The sequence below is a fragment of the Actinoplanes teichomyceticus ATCC 31121 genome, assembly GCF_003711105.1.
Lineage (GTDB): Bacteria > Actinomycetota > Actinomycetes > Mycobacteriales > Micromonosporaceae > Actinoplanes > Actinoplanes teichomyceticus.
In genome coordinates, this window is sequence record NZ_CP023865.1 from 1,508,550 (window position 1) to 1,530,137 (window position 21,588).

20 protein-coding genes and 1 pseudogene are annotated in these 21,588 nt (G+C 73.6%); 6 read left to right on the forward strand and 15 right to left on the reverse strand.

The window, feature by feature from the left end; genetic code table 11:
• Positions 1-4: 4 nt before the first annotated feature.
• The 3 genes from ACTEI_RS06925 to ACTEI_RS06940 all read right to left on the reverse strand — a co-directional run bounded on the left by ACTEI_RS06925 (position 5) and on the right by ACTEI_RS06940 (position 3,329).
• Complete coding sequence (locus ACTEI_RS06925) at positions 5-637, reverse strand: hypothetical protein (protein WP_122976877.1); 633 nt, start codon at positions 635-637, stop codon at positions 5-7.
• 253 nt (positions 638-890) lie between these two features.
• Positions 891-2,339: a serine/threonine-protein kinase gene (locus tag ACTEI_RS06930; protein WP_122976878.1), complete on the reverse strand. Its 1,449-nt coding sequence runs from the start codon at positions 2,337-2,339 to the stop codon at positions 891-893.
• A gap of 501 nt (positions 2,340-2,840) precedes the next feature.
• Positions 2,841-3,329, reverse strand: coding sequence for a hypothetical protein (locus ACTEI_RS06940; RefSeq protein ID WP_122976880.1), 489 nt, complete (start codon positions 3,327-3,329; stop codon positions 2,841-2,843).
• A 294-nt stretch (positions 3,330-3,623) separates the two neighbouring features.
• Between ACTEI_RS06940 and ACTEI_RS06945 the strand changes: the two genes are divergently transcribed.
• Positions 3,624-3,983: an STAS domain-containing protein gene (locus tag ACTEI_RS06945; protein ID WP_122976881.1), complete on the forward strand. Its 360-nt coding sequence runs from the start codon at positions 3,624-3,626 to the stop codon at positions 3,981-3,983.
• A 386-nt stretch (positions 3,984-4,369) separates the two neighbouring features.
• On the opposite strand, the gene surE is transcribed toward ACTEI_RS06945, so the two are convergent.
• From surE to ACTEI_RS06970, 5 genes and pseudogenes are all read right to left on the reverse strand, one after another.
• The gene (gene surE / locus ACTEI_RS06950; protein WP_122976882.1) at positions 4,370-5,206 is read right to left on the reverse strand and encodes a 5'/3'-nucleotidase SurE; all 837 of its coding nucleotides are present in this window, start codon (positions 5,204-5,206) and stop codon (positions 4,370-4,372) included.
• A gap of 26 nt (positions 5,207-5,232) precedes the next feature.
• Positions 5,233-6,177: a PfkB family carbohydrate kinase gene (locus tag ACTEI_RS06955; protein ID WP_239082224.1), complete on the reverse strand. Its 945-nt coding sequence runs from the start codon at positions 6,175-6,177 to the stop codon at positions 5,233-5,235.
• A 107-nt stretch (positions 6,178-6,284) separates the two neighbouring features.
• Positions 6,285-6,739 (reverse strand): annotated as a pseudogene (locus ACTEI_RS06960) (cation transporter dimerization domain-containing protein); the annotation flags it as partial.
• 353 nt (positions 6,740-7,092) lie between these two features.
• Positions 7,093-9,216 (reverse strand): HelD family protein, encoded by a 2,124-nt coding sequence (locus ACTEI_RS06965; RefSeq protein WP_122976883.1) that lies wholly within the window; start codon positions 9,214-9,216, stop codon positions 7,093-7,095.
• A gap of 403 nt (positions 9,217-9,619) precedes the next feature.
• Positions 9,620-10,570 carry an alpha/beta fold hydrolase gene (locus ACTEI_RS06970; protein WP_122976884.1) on the reverse strand — a complete coding sequence of 317 codons (951 nt, stop codon included), beginning with the start codon at positions 10,568-10,570 and terminating at the stop codon, positions 9,620-9,622.
• Between the two features lie 170 nt (positions 10,571-10,740).
• Between ACTEI_RS06970 and ACTEI_RS06975 the strand changes: the two genes are divergently transcribed.
• Positions 10,741-11,355, forward strand: coding sequence for a carbonic anhydrase (locus tag ACTEI_RS06975; protein WP_122976885.1), 615 nt, complete (start codon positions 10,741-10,743; stop codon positions 11,353-11,355).
• Between the two features lie 83 nt (positions 11,356-11,438).
• Here ACTEI_RS06975 and ACTEI_RS06980 read toward each other — a convergent pair whose 3' ends face one another.
• Positions 11,439-11,765 carry a hypothetical protein gene (locus ACTEI_RS06980; protein ID WP_122976886.1) on the reverse strand — a complete coding sequence of 109 codons (327 nt, stop codon included), beginning with the start codon at positions 11,763-11,765 and terminating at the stop codon, positions 11,439-11,441.
• Between the two features lie 244 nt (positions 11,766-12,009).
• Here ACTEI_RS06980 and ACTEI_RS06985 point away from each other — a divergent pair, with 244 nt between their 5' ends.
• Both ACTEI_RS06985 and ACTEI_RS06990 read left to right on the forward strand, forming a co-directional pair.
• On the forward strand, positions 12,010-12,501 hold the full coding sequence (locus tag ACTEI_RS06985) for a DUF3145 domain-containing protein (protein ID WP_122976887.1): 492 nt from the start codon (positions 12,010-12,012) through the stop codon (positions 12,499-12,501).
• 38 nt (positions 12,502-12,539) lie between these two features.
• Positions 12,540-14,282 (forward strand): glycoside hydrolase family 3 protein, encoded by a 1,743-nt coding sequence (locus tag ACTEI_RS06990; protein ID WP_122976888.1) that lies wholly within the window; start codon positions 12,540-12,542, stop codon positions 14,280-14,282.
• A gap of 107 nt (positions 14,283-14,389) precedes the next feature.
• Here ACTEI_RS06990 and ACTEI_RS39300 read toward each other — a convergent pair whose 3' ends face one another.
• The 6 genes from ACTEI_RS39300 to ACTEI_RS07020 form a co-directional block, all read right to left on the reverse strand.
• Positions 14,390-15,160 (reverse strand): carboxyl transferase domain-containing protein, encoded by a 771-nt coding sequence (locus ACTEI_RS39300; RefSeq protein WP_122976889.1) that lies wholly within the window; start codon positions 15,158-15,160, stop codon positions 14,390-14,392.
• A gap of 102 nt (positions 15,161-15,262) precedes the next feature.
• Entirely contained in the window at positions 15,263-16,489 is a 1,227-nt protein-coding gene (gene fabF / locus ACTEI_RS07000) for a beta-ketoacyl-ACP synthase II (protein ID WP_122976890.1), read from the reverse strand.
• Between the two features lies 1 nt (position 16,490).
• A complete protein-coding gene (locus ACTEI_RS07005; RefSeq protein WP_122976891.1) occupies positions 16,491-16,733 on the reverse strand; it encodes an acyl carrier protein in 243 nt (80 codons plus the stop codon).
• A gap of 51 nt (positions 16,734-16,784) precedes the next feature.
• Entirely contained in the window at positions 16,785-17,735 is a 951-nt protein-coding gene (locus tag ACTEI_RS07010; protein WP_122976892.1) for a beta-ketoacyl-ACP synthase III, read from the reverse strand.
• A gap of 31 nt (positions 17,736-17,766) precedes the next feature.
• Entirely contained in the window at positions 17,767-18,696 is a 930-nt protein-coding gene (locus tag ACTEI_RS07015; RefSeq protein WP_122976893.1) for an ACP S-malonyltransferase, read from the reverse strand.
• Between the two features lie 174 nt (positions 18,697-18,870).
• Positions 18,871-20,064: a PucR family transcriptional regulator gene (locus ACTEI_RS07020; RefSeq protein WP_122981967.1), complete on the reverse strand. Its 1,194-nt coding sequence runs from the start codon at positions 20,062-20,064 to the stop codon at positions 18,871-18,873.
• Between the two features lie 244 nt (positions 20,065-20,308).
• On the opposite strand from ACTEI_RS07020, the gene ACTEI_RS07025 reads away from it, so the two are divergent.
• Both ACTEI_RS07025 and ACTEI_RS38130 read left to right on the forward strand, forming a co-directional pair.
• On the forward strand, positions 20,309-20,524 hold the full coding sequence (locus tag ACTEI_RS07025) for a hypothetical protein (protein ID WP_122976894.1): 216 nt from the start codon (positions 20,309-20,311) through the stop codon (positions 20,522-20,524).
• A gap of 255 nt (positions 20,525-20,779) precedes the next feature.
• Positions 20,780-21,565, forward strand: a complete 786-nt coding sequence (locus ACTEI_RS38130) for a TetR/AcrR family transcriptional regulator (protein ID WP_239082225.1) — start codon at positions 20,780-20,782, stop codon at positions 21,563-21,565.
• Positions 21,566-21,588: the final 23 nt, after the last annotated feature.

Consider the following 21,588-nt stretch of genomic DNA (forward strand, 5'->3'; position numbering starts at 1 on the left):
GGCCTCACCCGGTCGTCTCCCAGTTGCCGCGGGTGTCCGCCTCGATCACCATCGAGGCGGACCGCCCGTCGCTGAGCCGGAACGTGCAGTCGTACCGGCGCATCCCCTCGGCATCACGGTCGCTGACCGGCACGCACCCGCCGCTCTTGACCGTGGTGCCGACGGCCGCCTCCACCCGGCCGTCGCCGCGCACCTTCTCCTGCACCGCCGCGGTCGCCCGGTCCTCGGCCTGGATCCGGTACACCGGCAGCGCCACGTCCACCACGAGCGCCGACCAGAACGCCGCCCCGGCCACGCACGTCACCACGAACGCCACCCAGTACGGGGCACGCCGCCGGCCGTACTCCCGGGCCCGCCCGGCCCGGCGCATCGCCGAGACCACGCCCAGCACGCTGAGGAAGAACGTCCAGGCCACCACCGGACGCCAGGACGGCGCCTCCGGCCGGGCCGCGCCCAGCACCTCCTGCGGGAAGCGGACCAGCAGCTGGCCGTGCTTGTTGCCCGGCGACCCGTACGGCGGGACCACGCCACCGAACGGCGGCGTCTCCAGCTCCAGCGTCGCCGTCTCGGGGCGCTCGGCCCACGGCGGGGACATCGGGTGCCCGTGTGCGGACTGCGGCGAGTGAACGGTCGTCATGGTGCGGCCTTTCCCGGTAGCGGCTCGGTTGCGGTTCCGTGCCAACCGGGTTCATCGGCCGTGCCGGGGGCGAGTTGAGGTTTCAGTCCGCTCCGGTTGCATTTCCGGTGCGATCCAGCATTCCCGGTGCGTCCGGCGGCACCCGCGGTCCGGGAAGCGCCGGTCACACCGGCGCGTCACCCAACCGGACAGCGCGCTGCGACCGCGACTGAACAGGAGGCGCCGCCCGCCGGTCCCCGGCGGGCGACCGGCCTCACTCCTGGGTGTCGGTGCCCGGGTCCTCCGTGCCGGTGGGCGTGGTGGTCGGCTCCTCGTCCGGTTCCTCGGTCTTGCTCGGGCTGGGTGTGGCGGACGAGGGCGTCTCGGTCGGCGTCGGCGACGGCGACGCCGACGTGATGCCGGGCGTGGGCGACGAGACCGAGAGGGAGGGGCTCGGCGACGGCGTCCGGGTCTTCTTCGTCGGCACGGTGCGGCGCGAGCCGGTCTCCTCCACCACCGGCTGCTCGCTGAGGGTCTCCGACACCTCCGGCGTCTCCATGGTCTGCACCACGGTGGGCTGGTTGCCGGTGCCCCCGGGACTGGCGTCGGCCGGATCCTGCTTGTTGGTCAGCGCGAAGGCCACACCCAGGCCGCCGGCCAGCACGAACAGCGCGATCACGGCGATCATCAGGCCACGCTGGGCGCGCGGAGCGGGCGAGGAGATCGCCGGCGCGGGCATCGGCGGCGGCGCCGGCGACATCCGCGGGCGGGGCATCGTCGGCTGGGTCAGCGGCCCCGCACCGGCCGGCGCCGGGCTGACCGGGGTCGGGCGGGTGGGCGCGCCGCTGGTCGGGGCGATCAGGGCGGTGCCGGTCAGCCGCTTCCAGTCCTGCGGGTTGCCGAGCGTGGCGTACGCCGCCTCGGCGAACTCGGCGGCGCTGGGGAACCGGTCGGCCGGCTGCTTGGCCATCGCCCGGCCGATCAGCTCGCGGACCTCGACCGGGACGTGCTCGGGCAGCGGGTCCGGCTCGTCCTCCAGGTGCCGCAGCGCCACCTGCAGCGCGTTGTCCCCGTCGAACGGCGGCCGCCCGGCGATGCAGTGGTAGGCCACCGCGCCGAGCGCGTACACGTCCGTGCCGGGCGTCAGGTTGCCCTTGGCGACCTGCTCGGGCGCCATGTAGAGAGCGGTGCCGACGATCGAGTTGAGCCCGGTCATGCTGGTCAGCGCATTGGACCGGGCGACACCGAAGTCCACCAGGATGACCGCGCCGGTCGGTTTCACCATCAGGTTGCCGGGCTTCACGTCCCGGTGGACGATGCCCGCCTCGTGCGCGGCGTGCAGCGCGTCGGCCGCCTGCGCCACGATCGACATCGTCTCCTCGACCGGGATCGGACCGTCCTTCACCCGGTTCGACAGCGGCTCGCCCTCGACGAACGCCATCACCAGGTAGGCGACCTTCTCCGGGCCGCCGGCGTCGCCCGCCTCGGCGTAGTCGTAGACCTCGACCACACCCGGGTGCCGGAAGGCGGCCATCATCCGCGCCTCGCCGTAGAACCGGGCGGCGAACTCCGGGTCGTCCAGCATCGCGGTGCGCAGCACCTTCACCGCCACGACACGGCCCAGCACCACATCGGTGCCGCGCCAGACGTCGCCCATGCCGCCGGTCGCGATCCGTTCGTCCAACCGGTAGCGGTTGTCCAGGAGATGTCCCGCACTGAGCACCAGGTGGACCTTTTCTGATCGGGCGGCGCCGGGGCCGCGTGCCGGAGTCTGATCGAGCGCAACGGGGCTCAACTGTACAGAGCCCCGCCGATCAACGGGAGATCAGCGGAGGCACCCGTCAACGGGCCGCCGGATCGACGATGAGCTGGGTCGGACGGCGTTCCCGGCCGCCGCGCGCCCGGCGCTCGGCGCCGGCGTGGGTGATCGCTCGCCGGTACGACGGCGACTGTGCCGAGAACCACTCCCCGGCAGCCGGTCCGGCCAGGCGCAGGGCGGTCCGTCCGCGCGGCGCGGGCCACCCGGACACCGTCGCCGCCGGTGCACCCGCCGACCGCGTCCCGGGCAGGCCCGACCCGTGCGTGCCCCGCTGCCCGCCGGCAGCGCGGAGCGGACCCGTGGTGCTTCCGGACCGGCGGGCAGGGCGGCGGCGAGGGGATCCCGGTCGGCCGTGCGGGCCGGGTGCGGCGGCCGCCACACCCGGCGGTCAGGCGCTTGCGTACGTCACTTGCCCTCGAACGTCGGGGTCACCACGACCGCCGTCTCGGCCAGCTCCAGCTGCTCGTTCTCGGCCTGCCGTTCCAGCGCGGCGCGCGCGGTGGACGCGGCGACCCAGCCGGCCGCCAGCCCGAGCAGGCCGACCCCGGTGATCAGGCCCCACGGGCGGCCCGGCTTGCGCCCGGCCAGCGCGCCGGCCGCGGCGTTGGCCCGGGTCCACGCCTCGTCGGCGGCGCCACCGGCCCGGATCGCCAGGTAGGTGCCCTTCCGGCCGGCCTTGCGGGCCAGCTTGTGGCTCTTGCGGTTCGCCTTGGCCGCCAGCTTGCGGCTGCGCCGGCTGGTCCTGCCGGCCAGCCCGCTCGCCCTGTCGGCCGCGTCGGCGGCCTGGCGGCCGGCGTCCCTGGCGGTCTCCCCGGCGGCGGCCATGGCAGCCGACAGGTGGTCCCACGCCTGAGCGGCGGTCCGTTCAGTACGGTCCTTACGTGTCGCGAACATTGTCGGTTACCTCCTGCGCTCGCCCTACCTGGCAACCGTGCCCAAGCGGAGGACACGGCAAACGTCCGGTATGGACGACATCACATTTCGAAAACGATTTGACGTCCCGCAGTACTGTTGACCTCGCTCATACGGGCCACTCAGGTGTCTAACAGGTTCGGGGCCTACCCTTTCGGTCAGTTTCACCGAACCTTCCGGGGGTAGTCCATGCCGCCCTGCTCCTCAGGGTGGTCGTGACGACCTGCGTACAGAGAAGCAACGCCCGGAGGACCTGGGCGGGTGGAGGGAAGAGGCGTGACGCTGTCGATAACGACGTCGACGCTGGCTGACGGCGCCGTCGAGGTCTCGCCGCGTGGCGAGATCGACGTCGAGAACGCGTACGAGATCCGCGAAGCCGTGGCGGCCCAACTGGCCGACGGCTCCCCGGTTCGCATCGAGCTCAACATGCAGCACGTGACCTTCATCGACTCCGTCGGCATCAGCGCCCTGGTAGCAGCCTTCCAGCTCGCCGGGGTCAGTGGTGTCAAGGTGGTCGTCACCCGGCCGAGCCGGTTCGCTCACAAGCAGCTGTGGGTCACCGGGCTGCTCGGCCTGTTCGGCAACCCGCAGCCGTACCAGGAGAGCGCCGAGCCAGCTGGGGCGGTGCTGAGCTGATCGGCCTCGCTCCGCTCGGCGGGCTGAGCTGATCGGCCTCGCTCCGCTCGGCGGGCTGAGCTGATGGGCCTCGCTCCGCTCGGCGGGCATTGCGCCCTTTGACGTCGACGTCGAGAGCCCCGAAAACGACCACGCTTCGCTTGTCGTTTTCGGGGCTCTCGACGTCGACGGGCGCAATGCGTGGGGGTTGCGGAGTTCCGCGGGGTGGTCCCGGGGTGGGCTGCGCGGCCCGGGCTCGGCGGGACTCGGCCCGGGCTCGGCGGGGCGCTGGGGTGTTCGGGGTGGAGGGTCGGCCTGGTCCGGGGTGTGGCCGGTGGCTTCGGTGGGGCGGGCGGGGCGTCGGGATGGGCGACCTCGTTGGCCGGGATGGCGCGGTTGGCCGGGGTTCAGAGGGCCGGGGTCTGGAAGCGGATTCCTTCCACGTTGATGCGGATCGCGGTGTCCTCGTGGGGGGCACGGATCGGGGTGACCACGGCGAAGTTGTCGGCCAGGGCGGCCAGGTCGGTGCCCGGGTCCAGCTCCTCCTCGGCGGCCTGCACCGCGGTGCGCACGTAGCCGTCACCGGCCTCGGCGATGCTCATCTGGACCTGACCGAACCGGGCCAGCGCCGCCTGTCGTAGCCCCCGGATGCCGTCCACGTGCAGGTCCGGCACATTGAGGTTGAAGACCGTCCCCGGTGGGGTGTGCAGCAGCGACGGCAGCAGCCGGACCGCCAGCTCGGCGGCGCTCGCCCAGTGGTGCTGCTCGTCGTCGGCCTTGTGCAGGGCGGCTATCGCGGCGCCCCCGCTGGCCGCGCTGGCCGCCGCGGGCGTGAGCACGTCCAGGGAGACGGCCAGGCCGCGCAGTCCGGCGTGCGAGGCGGTCAGGGTGGCGCCCACGGTCCCCGAGTGCACGACCGCGGCACCGGCGTTCGCGCCGCGGTTGATGCCGGAGACCACCAGGTCCGGCGGTGGGCCGAACGCCTCCCGCATGGCCAGCAGGACGATGTACGCCGGGGACGCGGCCACGCCGTACGCCGGAATGTTCTTCGCCCCGGCCAGCCCGCGCGGCTCCGAGACGATCTTGCCCTCCTGCACCACGGCGGTCATCGAGGCGCTGCTACCACTGGACTCGCTGAGCGGCGCGGCGACCACCACGTCGTAGTCCGCGTGCGCCAGGGCCCGGGCCAGCCAGCGGATGCCCGGCGCCTCGATACCGTCGTCGTTGGTGATGAGAATTCTCATATGGCGATGGTTGCCCGGAATCGAGGTCATGATGCCTTCTTGATGGGGGTCAGCCGGACTCGTTCGGTCAACACCCGGACGGCGTCCACGTGCCCGGTGCCGAGTCCGTGCCGGGTGACGTTGAGGGCGCCGGCAGCCGCGCCGGTGCGTACCGCGTCGGTCATCGAGCCGCCGTTCGCCAGGGTGGCGGCGACCCCGGCGGTCATCGAGTCGCCGGCGCCGCGGTGCTCGGCCGCGGTCAGCCGGGGCAGCGTGACCGAGTAGATCTCGTTGTTGATCAGTGCCAGCGCGCCGTCGCCGGCCCGGGACACCACCGCCGCCTCGGCGCCGTCAGAATTCAGCTTGACCAGGGCGTTCAACAGCTCCCGGGTGGAGCCGTCGGCGGCCATCCCATCCTTGATCAACTCCTCATGACTGATCTTGACCACGCTCAGGCCGGCCTCCAGCACCGCCTCCAGGTACCGCCCGCACAGGTCGGCGATCACCTGGCAGCCGTTCGAGCGCAGGTCCGCGGCGAGCCGGCCGTACACCTCCGGCTTGATCACCGAGGGGTGCGCCGGACCGCTGAGGATCGCGATGCCGGCCCGCAGGCCCTCGGCCAGCGTCAGGTTGTACAGCTCGTCCAGTTCGTGCCGGGACAGCGGGGTGCCCGGCCGCTCGGCGATCTCCTCACGGCTGCCGCTGCGCCGGTCGTGCACGTACCAGCCGCTGCCGTGCTCGCGGAGCACCAGCCGCATGGTCACCCCGGGCAGCCCGGCCATCAGCGGGGCCAGCACCCGCCCCACCTCGCCGCCGGCAGCCGCGCAGAGCGTCACCTGGACGCCCAATGAGGTGATCATGCGGGTCTGCCAGATCCCCTGGCCACCCGGATGTACGTGCAGCTCGGGCTGCTCGTGGTGTTGTTCGATGGTCACCGTCAGCTGTGGGGCCGGCGCGAAGACCATGACCCGGCCGTCACTCATGATTCGCATTCTCATCTTTTCGTGCATCCGGCGTGGCGGATCGCAAAAAGAGCAGAAGCGGCGTTCTGCGACTCGGGCCACCCGGCGGCGGAATCCGCCACCGGGCCGGGACGCGGCAGCGTCTCGCGGGCCGCGGTGAGCACCGTGCCGAGCTCGGCCGGAGGGGCCAGTCCGAGGTGCGCGGAGGCCACCTCCATGCCCTCGGTGAGGGTCCAGACGTGCAGGTCGTGCACATCGCACACGCCCGGCGCGGCGGCCGGCCGCTCGTGGACCGCCGCCACGTCGACGTGCCGGGGCGCGGCCTGGACCAGGATCCGTACCGCCGAGAGCGTCCCAGGGCGAAGGTGCGCGGCAGGACCATCAGCGCGACCACGACCGCGGCGATCGGGTCGGCGTACGCCCGGCCGGTCCTCCGGATGACCACCGCGGCCACGATCACCCCGGCCATCACGAAACCCGCCGCCACCGTCAGCAGCGTCGCGTTGGCCAGTGCGGCGAGTACCTCCGGGCGGTACAGCCCGAAGGTGCGCCGGGAGTCGGACCCGGCCCGTCCGGCGGCGGTGATCGCGGCCTCCGTCGCCGGCCGGGGCGGCGCCGAGGCGTACCTCGCTGTGCGTGCGATCCGGAGCCGCGCCGGAAGCGGACCGCCATGATCGGCGTCGCTCTCGCGGTGACCGTGACCGGCCGGCCGGCCACGGCACCGCAGACGCCGGAGTTGCCGCGCACCATCACCCTGCCGGGCGTTTCCCGGTGGTGCGGGCGCGGCTCAGGTGGGTGGCGGCGGGCCGGGCTCGGATGACCGCGCTGAGCACCAGCCGGCTCGCCCCGGCTGGTGCTGAAGGTCGTCATGGGCCCTGCGTGAGCACGTTGATCGCCGGCTGGTCGGCCCCGGCCGGGGAAGGGTCCGCCGGCCGGGGCGGGGTGTCAGGGATGCCAGTCCGGGTTCGTGCCGACCGTGGTCAGGCGCTGGGTGGCGCGGGACAGGGCGACGTAGAGGGTACGCACGCCGGCACGGTCGACAGCGATCTCGCCCGGCTCGACCAGGACCACCGCGTCGTACTCCATGCCCTTGGCCTCCAGCGCGGTGACCACCTGGACGCGTTCCGGCAGGCCGGTCACCCAGCCGGCCACCTCGTCGCGACGGGGCACCGGGGCGATCACACCGATCGTGCCGTCCACGTCGGCGAGCTGCTTCTCGGTCAGTTCGCGGACCGCGGCCGGCAGGGCGTCCGCGCCGGTCACCACGTCCACCGGGTCCACGCCGGTGGAGCGGACCGCCGAGGGCAGCGGCAGGTCCGGCAGGATCGCCTTGATCACCGAGGCGGCCACCGCGAAGATCTCCGAGGAGTTGCGGTAGTTGGTGGTCAGCGCGTAGCTGTTGCGCTTGCGCGAGCCCAGCGCCCGGTCCCGGGCCCGGTCGAGTTCGGCCGGGTCGCCGGACCAGGCGGTCTGCGCCGGGTCGCCGACGATCGTCCAGGACGCGTACCCGCCGCGGCGCCCGATCATCCGCCACTGCATCGGCGAGACGTCCTGCGACTCGTCGACCACCACGTGCGCGTAGTCGCGGTAGTCCTCCTCGCGCTGCACCTGCTGGGCGCGGGCGGCGGCCTGGCGGTCCGCGTACGTGCTGACCTCCTGGACCCCGTCGCGTACGTGGAACGGGTTCCGGTTCTTCCGCGCCGGCTGCCGTGGGCGACCCATCAGCTCGTCGAGCTCGTCCAGCAGCGCCACGTCGGCGATCGTCGGACCGTGCTCGGCCAGCGCGTCGAAGGAGCCCTGCAGGGTCGCGATCTCGTCGCGGGAGAGCAGGCCGTTGGCGTACGCGCGGAGCCGTTTCGGGTCGGCGAGCCAGCGCAGCACCCGCATCGGGGTGAACCGCGGCCACCACGCCTTGAGGAACTCCCGGAAGTCGGCGCGGTCGGCCAGCTCGGACTCGAACTCGCGCTTCTCCGGCAGGCCGGTCACCTTCTGCTCGCGCGCCTGTGCCCAGAGCGCGTCGAAGATCCGGTCGAAGCCGTGGCCGCGGACCTCGTTGCGGCGCGCGCCCCGGGGCAGCGCCGAGCGGCGGATCCGGTCCAGGTCGGCGGCGTCCAGCCGGAGCAGCGTGCCGCGGTAGAGCAGGCGCAACTCGGTCGGCGCGCCGGGCACCGCGTCGTGCGAGGCGCGCTCCAGGACCCGGCGCATCCGCAGCGAGCCCTTGATCGCGGCCACCTCGCCCGGGTCGACCCGGACCGCGTCGTAGCCCGGCACCAGCGAGCCCAGCGAGCGCAGCGTCGCGGTCTCCTCGCCGAGCGAGGGCAGCACGGTCGCGATGTACTCGACGAACACCCCGGACGGCCCGACCACCAGGATGCCGCCGCCGGCGAACCGGCTGCGGTCGGAGTACAGCAGGTACGCGGCGCGGTGCAGGGCCACCGCCGTCTTGCCGGTGCCCGGCCCGCCGGTGACGATGGTCACGCCGGAGGCGGGGGAGCGGATCGCCTCGTCCTGCTCGCGCTGGATGGTGGCGACGATGTCGCGCATCCCGCGACCGGTCGCCTTGGCGAGGCTGGCCAGCAGCGCGCCGTCGCCGACCACCCGCATCCCGGGCGGGGCGGACTCCGGGTCGAGCAGGTCGTCCTCGATGCCGGTGACCCGCTCCCGGCTGGACTGGATCATCCGGCGGCGCACCACGCCCAGCGGCTCGGCCGGGGTGGCCCGGTAGAACGCCGCGGCGGCCGGCGCCCGCCAGTCCACGACCAGCGGTTTCGAGGCGTCGTCGCGGATGCCCATCCGGCCGACGTAGTGGGTGGCGCCGGTCTTCAGGTCGAGGCGGCCGAAGACCAGGCCCTCGTGCTCGGTGTCGAGCGCGTGCCGGCGGCGGGCCGCGTGGAAGACCATCGCGTCGCGCTCGACGAGCGCCCCGAAGGTGCCCACCCCGGCCAGTCGGTACCCCTCCTTCTCGGCCCGGGACGCGTGTGCGCGCAGCTCGGCGAGGCGGGCATAGACCCTGTCCACGTGCTGCTGCTCGACCGCGATCTCCTGTTGCAGGACGGTGGCGTCGCTCAAGTCGGTCGTTCTCCCTTTCATGCGCACCACCAGCGCGCTCGCGCGAAGGGGGCAATCGAACTTACTCCTGCCCGGCAACCCGCGTCGAAGCGGCCTGGTGTGAACCGCATCGTTCGAGCCTTCCAGAAACGAGCGGTGGCATGCGGATGTTCCGGCCAAGCGCCCGGGCCGGGCCCGAGCGCCGGGCGGCCCCAGCCCCGGGCGGCCGGCCCGACCCTTGAGCGGCCCGACCCTTGAGCGACCCGGCCCTTGAGCGACCCGGCCCTTGAGCGACCCGGCCCTTGAGCGACCCGGCCCTTGAGCGACCCGGCCCCTGAGCGACCCGGCCCCTGAGCGGCCCGGCCCCTGAGCGGCCCGAGCCCCGGGTGGCGGCGGCCGGTTGCGGGAGGGGACCGGCCGGCGTTCAGGCGGCCTGGCGGCTCTGCCTTGCCGCGGCCGGGCGGCAGACCTTCCTGGTCCGCCGGTTGACCCGGCGGACGGTCGAGACCAGCGCGCCGGACACCTCCCCGGGGCACTCCAGCGGCAGCATGTGCCCGGCCCCTGGGCAGACGGTCAGCTCGGCGTGCGGGATCGCCGCCGCGATCGACTCGGCGCACGGCACCGGGGTGAGCCGGTCCCGGTCGCCGACCAGCACGGTGGCCGGGATGTCGCCGATGCCGGCCAGGGTGTCCAGCCGCTGCTGCGCGCCGATCGACGTGCGGAACCCGCCGATCGAGCGCAGCGAGGCGCGGCCGACGCTGCGCAGGGTCAGGCCCAGCGCCTCGTCGGCGCACCGCTCGCCGAAGAGCAGCCAGCGCACCGCGGGCGCCAGGGCGGGCAGCACGGCGCGGTGCGGCCGCCAGGCCCCGGACCGGGCGAGCACCCCGGCGCCCAGCGTCTCGCCGACGCGCAGCAGGTCGGCCACCCGGTCCGGCAGGCCGTACCGGGTGTGGGTGTGGCCCTCGGCGGTCGTGGAGACCAGCACCAGGCCGGCCACCCGGTCGGCGAACTCGGCGGGATGGCGGTGGGCGTACTCCATGATCGTCATGCCGCCCATGGAGTGGCCGGCGAGGACCACCGGGCCGCTCGGCGCGAGCCGGCGCACCACCTCGGCCAGGTCGTCGCCGAGCTGGTCCAGGGTGGCCGCGCTGCGCCGGGTGGCGGAGGAACGGCCGTGGCCGCGGGCGTCGTACGCGATCACCCGCGGCGCGCGGCGGCCCAGCGCGCGCAGCGCGTCCACCTGCTGCCGCCAGGTCCGCCGGTCCAGGCACCAGCCGTGCAGCAGGACGACGGTCAGCGGGGCGTCCGCCGGACCGGAGATCTCGACGTGCAGGCGCACACCGTCGGTCAGCGGCAGCTCGGTTCGCTCGGACATGGGCACCTCCGCGGCTCTCACGCCCCCGCGTTGTACCCACGGGTAATAAGCATCACTCGCGATCACGGTGATTGCCATTGCCCTATTGGCCAGGGACCGAGGTCCCGTGCTGACGGTGACCTGCCTCGCAATCGCTGTCGTCGGGCCCGCGGCGGGTGAGAATCGAGGGCATGACAGCCATTCGCGCTGCCCAGGCCATCACGCCCGGCACAGCCCTGGGCGAGCTCATCACGGGCAACAAACGATTCGTGTACGGCAAGCCCCGATACGGGCACAACGTCACCCAGGCCGCCGCCACGGCGGGCGGCCAGCAACCCCATGCGGTCGTGCTCGGCTGCATCGACTCCCGGGTGCCGCTCGAGGCGATCTTCGATCAGGCATTCGGCTCGATCTGCGTGGCCCGTTCCGGCGCGCACGTGCTGGACCGCTCGATCCTCGGCTCGGTGGAGTTCGCGGTGTCCGCGCTCGGCGTCTCGCTCGTGCTCGTGGTCGGGCACAAGCGGTGCGGTGCGGTGACCGCCACGGTCGACGCGGTGCGCTCCGGCGACCGCCCGGCCGGCGACGTCGGCTACCTGGTGGGCGAGCTGGCCCCGGCGGTGGACGGCATCGACCTGACCGACCCGGAGGCGGCCGAGCAGGCGGTGCGCGCACACGTGCTGCGGACCGTGGAGCGGCTGCGGGAGAGCGCCGGTCTGGCGCCGGCGATCGCCGCTGGCCGGATCGACGTGGTCGGCGGGATCTACGACCTGGACACCGGGTGGGTGGAGTTCCTCAAGTCCGCTTGATCAATATGTGCCGATCGTCGCCAGACGTGAAAAGGCACCTCCCGGCTTCGCGCGGGGAGGTGCCTTTGCGTGTTTGAGGCTGCTCAGCCCTCGAAGACGCCCGCGTCGACGAGCCGCTTCTCGGTGTCGGCCCAGCCGTGCTCCGGGTTGGTGGTGTGCAGCGCGTTCAGCTCGGCGCGGATCTTCGGACCGTGGCCGGCGCCGGCCAGCGTCCGGATCTCCTCGACGAAGGCGTCCGAGTCGGTCTTGAGGTGGGTGGTCTTGCCGTTGGTCAGGTTGCGCACGTACGCGAAGCGGCCGTTGGCGAGCGGGATGAGGTACTTGTACTCACCGAGCACGCTGAGGGCGCCACCGGCGCTCTGGCCGGCGCGGACTGATGCGCGGGCGGTCTTTGAGGTGTTGCTCGCCACGGCGGTACTCCTTGAGGAAAAAGCTCGAGCAGAGAAAAAGGCCGTAGCAACTCTACACGACGCCTGGTGAACCGTGCCGTCGGAGCAGGTACGGGCGTTGGACCGGGTATGCCACTACGGCTGGTCCCACAGTCGATGTTGCGGATTCTCTGGCGCACCATCCGTACCAACCGGCATCATGGGACACGATCAACCGCGGTCGAGGTCGTAGGGGAAGACGCACCTCGGTCTCCGGGAGGTCACCGTGCCAACGTGTGGCGTCGTATACGTCCACTCATCCCCGCTCGCCGTGTGCCAGCACGTCGAATGGGCCATAGCGCGCGTCCTGACCGCGCCGGTCAATCTGCAGTGGACCGTGCAGCCGGTCGATCCGAGCATGCGCCGAGCCGAGTGCAGCTGGACCGGTCGCGCGGGAACCGGCGCCGAGCTGGCTGCTGCCCTCCGGCAGTGGCCCATGATCCGTTTCGAGGTGACCGAGGAGCCGAGTCCCGGGATCGACGGTGAGCGGTACATGCACGTTCCCGGCCGCGGGTTGTTCCACGGCACGATGGGCGCCTCCGGCGACATCCAGATCGGCGAGGACCGGCTGCGGGCGATCATGGCGTCCGCCCGGGCCCCCGAGGCGCTGACGCACGCCCTGGAGAAGGCGCTCGGCAGCGCCTGGGACGCCGAGCTGGAGCCGTACCGCTACGCGGGCGACGGCGCCCCGGTCACGCTGCTCACCCGGGTCGGTTAGGGGGGATCGTGTGACGGAGGTTTCTCCGACCTGATTCGATGACGGGCGTGAAAAAGTTGGCCCGTGTCGCATTTGTCGCCCCGCTGCTCCTGCTCGCCGGAGCCTGCGGGAACGACGCCAAGACGCCCCAGGGCGCCCCGCCCAGCGCCGGTCCGATGGCGTCCTCGGCGCCCGCTCCGATCTCCGAGTCGGCATCCGCGCCGCCCGCCGACCCGGCGGTGCGGGCGGCGCAGACGGTGGCCCGGCTCAGCGACGAGGACCTGGCCGGGCAGGTGCTGATGCCCTACGCGTACGGCGGGTCGGCCACCCAGGTCGACGCCGGGTCGGCCGCCGGCAACCGGTCGCTGGCCGGGGTGGACACCCCGGCCCAGATGATCGCGAAGTACCGGCTCGGCGGGCTGATCCTGGTCTCCTTCACGCCGCACGACCCGACCGGCAAGACCAACCCCACGTCCAACGTGGCGGACCCGCAGCAGGTGCGGGCGCTCACCACCGGCCTGCAGGAGGCCGCGCGTCAGCTGCCCGCCGCCGCCCCGCTGCTGATCGGCACGGACCAGGAGTACGGCGTGGTCACCCGGATCACCAAGGGCGTCACCGCGCTCCCGTCGGCGTTCGCGGCGGGCGCGGCCGGCCGGCCCGAGCTGACCGAGGCGGCCTGGCGCGCGGCCGGCGAGGAACTGGCCGCGATGGGGGTCACGGTGGACTTCGCCCCGGTCGCCGACACGCTCGGGACGGCCGGCAGCTCGGTGATCGGCTCCCGGTCGTACGGCACCGACGCCGCAGCCAACGCGGCCCAGGTCGCCGCGGCGGTGCGCGGCCTGCAGAGCGCCGGCGTCTCGGCCGCGCTCAAGCACTTCCCCGGGCACGGGCACACCACCGGCGACAGCCACGACGAGCTGCCCGTGATCAAGCAGAGCGCGGCCGCGTGGCGCAGCCAGGACCTGCCGCCGTTCCGGGCCGGCGTGCAGGCCGGCGCCGGCGTGGTGATGTCCGGCCACCTGGACCTGCAGGCGGTGGACAAGGGGACGGCCGCCACCTTCTCCCGCAAGGTGATGACCGACGTGCTGCGCGGACAGCTCAGGTTCACCGGGGTGGCGATCACCGACGCGATGAACATGGCCCCGGCCAAGAAGTGGCCGGCCGGCGAGGCCGCGGTCCGCGCCCTCAACGCGGGCAACGACATGCTGCTCATGCCGCCGGACATCGGCGCCGCCCGGGACGGCATCCTGGCCGGGCTGGGCAACGGCACCCTGAAGCGGGAGCGGCTGGTCGAGGCGGTCACCCGGATCCTGACCCTCAAGTACCGCACCGCGGCCATCCCGCAGCCGGACCTGTCGGTGCTCGGCTCGGCGGCGCACCGGCAGGCGGTCTCCGCGCTGGACGCCGCCTCGATCACGGTGTTCCGCGGGCGCTGCTCCGGGCCGCTGGTCAACGGGCCGGTCACGGTGACCGCGCCGGCGTCGCGCGAGACCGCCCGGGTCACCCTGGTCCGGGCGTTGCAGGCGGCCGGTGTGCCGGTGCGGGCCGCCGGGGGATCGGAGATCCACCTGGTGGGGTACGGCGACAAGCCGATCGACCTGTCCCCGGACGCGGCGGTGACCGTGATGATGGACCTGCCCGGCCTGCTCGCCTACGCCAAGTCGCCGACGCTGCTGGCCACGTACTCCTCCAGCGAGCTGTCGATGACCGCGGTGGCCGCGGTGATCGCCGGCCGGGCCACCGCGCCGGGCCGGTCGCCGATCGCGGTCGCCGGGCTGCCCCGCAGCGCCTGCGCGAAGTGACGGCCGGGAGCCGGTCGGCTGCAGCGGGATGTTGCCGTGTGCGCCGCGGGCGGCCGGCGCCGCGGCGATCCGGCGGCGGGTCCGGCCCGGCTCGATGACCGCGTCGATCAGTCCGGCTCATCCGCTCGAACCGCGCGGCCTTCTCCGCGCCGGACGCGTCCAGGCCGCCGTCGAGCCGGTGCGGATCGTTCGCGACCACCCCTCGTCCGGCCGGCGAAGTGGCCCAGGGCGGTCACCACGTTCGGGGCCCAGGGGGCTGCGGCTCCGGGGACGGTTCGTCGAGCAGGGCGCGGATCAGCGGGCGTACGTCGTCCCTCTGATCGGTGCCCGCCGGGACCAGCGCGGCCGGCGGGCGGCCCAGCGTGCTGCCGGGCGGCACGTCCGCCGGCGACAGCCGGCCCGGACGGCGGGCAGCCGGACCGACCAGCGGCCCTCGGGGTCTCGTTCTCCGGCGCGGTCAGGCGGGCGAAGCGGGTGGCGAAGCCGGGGGAGCCGGTGGCGCCGACCGGGAAGATCCGCCCGGTCCCGCTCATGACCACGGTGTCGGTGAGCGCCGCGCTGCAGGCGGCGCTCACCGACACCGGGCCGAGTTCGATCGCGAGCTGCGGGATCCGGCCGGAGGGCCGGTCCGTGGCGGTGAGGACCTGCCCGGCCGTGTCCGGGGCGTCGACGCCCTCGCCCGGCCGGACCCCGCCGGAATGCCAGATCCCGGCCATCGCCACCCGGCCCCGGACCGCGACGTCGATCGCCTCGACAATCCGCCGGCAGCCCGGCACGCCGATCGCCCCACCCAGCCGGGTGGCGCCGGTGGCGACGGCGACGGCGGGGGTGCCGTCGACCGTGCCACGGGCGTGCAGCGCGCCGGACTCGTCCTCCAGGGGGCGAGCAGGCGCATGGTGCCGCGGTCGAAGAAGCTGCTCAGTCGCAGTCCGGGATCGCGCCGATCGGTGGCCGGGGCCGGCTCCCTGGGATCTCCCAGGTCACGCGCGGGCGAAGACCAGGGCCACGTTGTGGCCGCCGAACCCGAACGAGTTGTTCACCGCCGCCGGGATGTCCAGCGGACGGGCCTTGTGCGCCGCCACGTCCAGATCCAGGCGATCGTCCGGGTCGTCGAGGTTGATGGTCGGGGGGACCACGCTGTCGCGGATCGCCAGGATGGTGGCGATCGACTCCAACGCCCCGGCCGCGCCGAGCAGGTGCCCGGTCATCGACTTGGTCGAGGTGACCACCGGGTGCTCGCCGATGGCGGCCCGGATGCCCATGATCTCGCCCATGTCGCCGGCTGGGGTCGACGTCGCGTGGGCGTTGACGTGCTTGATGTCCGCGCCGGTCAGACCGGCGTCACGCAGGGCCATCCGCATGGCGCGGATGCCGCCGGCGCACTCCGGGTCCGGCTGCACGATGTCGTAGCCGTCCGAGGTGACCCCGGCGCCGGCCAGGCGGGCGTACACGGTGGCCCCGCGGGCCGCCGCGTGGTCGGCGCGCTCCAGGATCAGCGCGCCGGAGCCCTCACCGAGGACGAAGCCGTCCCGGTTGCGGTCCCACGGCCGGGACGCCCGCTCCGGCTCGTCGTTGCGCGTCGACATGGCGCGCATCGACGCGAAACCGGCGATCGGCAGCGGGTGGATGACGGCCTCGGTGCTGCCGGCCACCACCACGTCGGCCCGGCCGGCCCGGATCAGGTCGAGGCCGAGCGCGAGCGCCTCGGCGCCGGTGGCGCAGGCACTCGCCATGGCGCGCACCCCCGCCCGGGCGCCGAACTCCAGCCCGACGTACGCGGCCGGGCCGTTGGGCATCAGCATCGGCACGGTGTGCGGGCTGACCCGCCGCGGGCCGCTCTTCTCCAGGATGTCGTCCTGGTCGAGCAGGGTGATCGCGCCACCGATGCCACTGCCGAAGCTGACCGCGAGGCGTTCCGGGTCCACCCCGGCGCCCTCCAGCCCGGCGTCGGCCCAGGCCTGCTTCGCGGCGATGATGGCCATCGCCTCGCTGCGGTCCAGGCGGCGCATCCGCACCCGCTCGATGATCTCCGACGGATCGACGGCCACCCGTGCGGCGATGCGTACGGGCAGCTGGCCGGCCCACTCCTCGGTGAGCGAACCCACCCCGGAGCGGCCGGCGAGCATGGCGTCCCAAGTGGACGCGACGTCCCCGCCAAGCGGGGTCGTCGCGCCGAGCCCGGTGACGACGACGTCCACGGTGCTCATCTCAGTGATTCGCCTCGATGTAGTTGACGGCGTCGCCGACGGTCTTCAGGTTCTGCACCTCGTTGTCCGGGATCTTGACGCCGAACTTCTCCTCGGCGGCCACCACGACCTCGACCATCGACAGGGAGTCGACGTCCAGGTCATCGGTGAACGACTTCTCCTCGGCGACGTCGTCCGGGTTCACCCCGGCGACCTCCTCGAGGATCTCGGCGAGGCCAGAGGTGATCTCTTCGCGAGTAGCCATGGTGGTTGTTTTCCTCTCGAAACTGATGTGACAGAAGACGGGCAGTCGCCGCTAGGGGCAGCGGACGACCTGACCGGCGTAGGTGAGGCCACCGCCGAAGCCGAACAGCAGCACCGGCGCCCCGGAGGGCACCTCGCGGCGCTCGACCAGCTTCGACAGGGCCAGCGGCACGCTCGCCGCGGAGGTGTTGCCGGACTCGACCAGGTCCTTGGCGACGATCACGTCCGGGCCCAGGCCCAGCCGCTTCACGATGCCGTCGATGATCCGGGTGTTCGCCTGGTGCGGCACGAACGCGGCCAGCTCGGACGGCTCGACGCCGGCGCGCCGGCAGGCCTCGATGGCGAACGGGGCGAGCGCGGTGGTCGCCCAGCGGAAGACCACCTGACCCTCCTGCTTGATGTACGGCTGCCAGCCCTCGATCCGCAGCACGTCGCCCTTGTCCGGCGCCGAGCCCCAGAGCACCGGGCCGACCCCGGGCTCCTCGCCGTCCGGCACCGCGGTCAGCACCGCCGCGCCCGCGGCGTCGCCGAACAGCACCGCGGTGGTGCGGTCGGACCAGTCGGTGACGTCGGAGAGCTTCTCCGCGCCGATCACCAGCGCGTTGCGGGCGGCCCCGGCGCGCAGCGCGTGGTCCGCGCTGCCCAGCGCGTACGAGAAGCCGGAACAGGCGGTGTTCAGGTCGTACGCCGCCGGGGCGACGATCCCGAGCCGGTTCGCCACCCGGGTGGCGACGTTCGGGCAGCGGTCGATCGACGAGCAGGTCGCGACCACGACCAGATCGATGTCGGCGGCGGAGAGCCCCGAGCCGGCGAGCGCCTTCTCGGCCGCGAAGGTGGCCATGTCGGCGACCGTCTCGGTGTCCGCGATGCGCCGCTCCGCGATGCCGACCCGGTCCCGGATCCAGGCGTCGTTGGTGTCCAGGGTCTTGGTCAGGTCTTCGTTGGTGACCACGCGCGAGGGCTGGTAGTGGCCCATCGCGACGATGCGGGAACCCGCGGTCATCCTGTTCCTCCTTCGATCGCGACTGCGCGCGTCAGTGCTGTGGCTGGCCGTGGCGGGCGATCAGGTCGCGCGCGGCGGTCAGATCGTCCGGCGTGTTCAGCGTGACGATCTCCGGGGCGCCGTCGCCCTTCAGCTCCCGCTTGGCCAGGCCGGCCAGGGTGCCGGCCGGGGGAAGTTCGATGATCGCGGTGACGCCGAGGTCCTGGAGCGTACGCATGCACAGGTCCCACCGCACCGGCGCGGTGACCTGGCGGACCAGGCGGCCCACCATCTCACGCCCGTCGGTCACCGCCGTGCCGTCCAGGTTCGACAGCAGGGTCCGGACCGGGTCGTGCGTGGTCACGCCACCGGCGACGGCGGCCAGCGCGGACTCCGCGGGCGCCATGTACGGCGTGTGGAACGCCCCGGCCACCTTCAGCGGGATCACCCGGGCCCCGGCCGGCGGAGCGTCCTTGAACCCGGCCAGCGCGTCCAGCGCCCCGGCCGCGACGATCTGGCCGGCCCCGTTGCGGTTCGCCGGGTGCAGCCCGTGCTTCTCGATGGTGGCGAGCACTTCGTCCGGGTCGCCGCCGAGCACGGCGGACATCCCGGTCGGCGCGAGCGCGCAGGCGGCGGCCATCTCCCGGCCGCGCAGCCCGGCCAGCGCGATGGCGGCCTCCGGCGGCAGCACCCCGGCCAGCACGGCGGCGCCGAGCTCGCCGACGCTGTGGCCGGCGACCAGCGCGACGTCACCCATCGGCAGGTGTTCGGCGGCGAGCACGGCGGCGGCGACCAGCAGCGGCTGGGTACGGGCGGTGTCCTTGATCTCCTCGGCGTCCGCGGCGGTGCCGAGGTGCACCAGATCGACGCCGGCGAGCGCGGACCACCAGGTCAGGCGGTCCCGCGCACCGGGGAGTTCGAGCCAGGGGGTCAGGAAGCCGGGCTTCTGGGAGCCCTGGCCGGGCGAGAGTACGGCGAGCACGCCTTCGACTCTTCCGGATCGGGAGGTGGTTCGCGGTGCTGCGCTCGACCAAACCCTACGATCAGCCTTGTAGGTTCCCTACAAATCGCGCATTGGTTTGCACGGGTTGAGCACCATTTGGCGCTCTGCTCGTTAGTGCTTGCCCACTCGTACGGGCCGCGGCTGCGCTGTGACTCATGTCGCAGGGTCGAGCCGTCCGATGCTCAGGGCCATCCGCAGCGCGAACGCGTCCCGGCCGTCCAGTGGCGAGAGCGCGGTGACCTCGGTCACCCGGCGCAGTCGGTAGCGCACCGTGTTCGGGTGCACGTAGAGCTCCCGCGCGGCGCTCTCCAGCACCCCGCCCGCCGCGAAGAACGCGTCCAGGGTCTCCAGCAGGCCGCTGCCCGCCCGGGCCAGGGCGGCGTACACGTCGTTGCGCAGCTTGCGGCGGGCGTCCATGTCGCCGGCCAGGGCCCGCTCCGGCAGCAGGTCGTCCGCGGCGACCGGGGTGGGCGCGCCCGGCCAGGCCGGTGCGGCGCGGAACCCGGCCAGCGCCGCCCGGGCCGACTCGGTGGCCTGCTCCAGCGTCGGCACGGCCGGCCCGACCACGATCGGCCCGGCGCCGAAGCTCGGACTCAGCGCCGCCGCGGTGGCCACCGGGTCGGCCGCGCCGCCGACCACCGCGACCAGCCGGTCGCCGTGCACCCCGCCGATCACCTCGAGCCGGGCCCGGCGCGCGGCCCGGTAGACCGCGTGCAGCACGGCGGTGATGTCGCCGCCCGGGGAGCGGCCCACCACCACCGCCACCGGGGGCGAGTCCACCCAGCCCAGTGCGGCCGCCCGGCTGGCCAGGACGTCCGACGAGTCGCCGCGCAGCAGCGCGTCCACCAGCAGCGCCTGCAACCGGGCGTCCCAGGCGCCGCGGGACTCGGCGGCCCGCGCGTACACCCGGGCCGCGGAGAAGGCGATCTCCCGGGAGAACCGCAGGATCGCCCGCAGCAGCAGGTCGTCCTCACCCTTCGAGGCGAAGCCCGGCACCTCGGCCTCGGCCACGTCGATGGTCACCTTGATCAGCTGCACGGTCTGGGTCAGCGTGATCGCCCGGGCCAGGGCGCGCGGCGCGGCCGCGAACACCTCGTCGGAGATCTCCTGGGTGCTGGCCGCCACGGTGGCGCCCGAGCGCAGCCACTCCACCAGCGACCGCACGCCGGCCTGTGCGACAAGCATCACCCAGGAACGTTGATCGGCCGGCAGCGCGCGGAACCACGGCAGCGTCTCCTCCATCCGGGCCACCGCGGAACTGGCCAGGGCGCCGGCATGCCGCTCGATCCGGCGCAACGTCGCAGGTTGGAGAGGGTTCGCCGGGGTATCAGGCGAGGGATCGGTGATTCGGCTGTCCGCCACGCGCCCAGAGTGTCATGTCGGCCTCGGCCGAGGCGAACCCTATCAGTTCTGTGAGATTTTGTGACTTTTGTCGGTTGTAGCGGTGCGCCTCTCCCGCGATTCCCGTGGGTGACCTGGCATCGTGTCCGACTAGCACGCCCGCCGGATTCAACCCCGGCCCCGGCGTGCCGATGAAGAAACGGTGCCGAACAACCGATCGACAGCCGAACCCGCGGATCGAGGAGGCGAGATGATGGACCGGGACGACAAGACGCGTGCCGAACTCGATCCCGCCCTGGAAGACCTGTCACCGATCGCCGAGGACGAACCGATCATCGTGACCGAGCCCGGCCGGGTCGGCTGCCGCAGCGACCTCCGCGGCTGGGCCGGCGCACATCTGCACGGCGCGGTGCGCCCGCGCCGCCGGGCCGCCGGCCGCGGCCGGCCGCCCGGCCGGTGGTGCTGAGCTGACTGGCCTCGCTCTGAGCTGATTGGCCTCGCTCCGCTCGGCGGGCATTGCGCCCTTTGACGTCGGGCGCAATGCGTGGGGGTTGCGGGGCTTTTGCCGGGGTGTGGGTGTGCGGCGGGGCTTGAGGGCTTTGCGATTTTTTTGGGGTACGCCGGGCGCTGGCTGGAGCGGGCTCACCCGACGGGGTGAGCGGGGGCGGTGGTGTGGGCGCGTTTCGCCGGCCGGGGCGGGATGGCTGGTCACGGTGAACGGGTGGACGACAAGAGACGGCTGATCCTGGACCAGGCGCTGGCCCTCGTGGACGAGCGCGGTCTGGCGGCCATGTCGATGCGGGCGGTGGCCGAACGGGTCGGGCTCACCTCGATGGCGCTCTACCCGTACGTCGGTGGCAAGGACGCCCTCCTCGACGGCCTCGTCGATCTGCTGCACCTGGAGCTGGGCACGGCGGTCGGCGACGACCTCGCCGACATCGACTGGCGGCGCCGGCTCCGGGCGCTGGGCCGGGCGGTGCGCTCGCTCGCCCACGCGCATCCCAGCGCCTTCCCGCTGCTGCTGAACCGCTCCGCGGCCGGGGCTTCGGCGTCCTGGCTGACCGCGGCGCTGCGGGGCATCCTGCACGACGCCGGGGTGGGTGACGACGAGGTGCCCCGGCTGGCCCGGATGATCTGCGCGTTCCTGCTCGGCTACACCACCGGCGAGGTCACCGGGGGGCTGCCCGCCGTCCCCGCCGCCGAGCCCGCCGGCGCAGGGCACCCGGCGGGGGAGGGATCCGCGGCGGCGGGGGAAGAATCCGCGGCGGGGGAGGAATCCGCGGCGGCGCGGGAGGAATTTGCCGCGGCGCGGGAAGAGTCCGCGGCGCGGGAGGGATTCGCGGCGCGGGAGAGTGCGGCGGCCGGTGGTGCGGGGGAACTGCCGGGGGGTGCCGGGAGCGGTGCGGGGGACGTGGTGGCCGGGCAGGCGGAGTTCGACGCCGACCTGGCGGACCTGGTCGCGCTCGTCGAGCGGGCGTCCCGCCGCCATGCCGCCGATCCGCGCTGATCGCTCGTGCCGGCGCGGCCGGT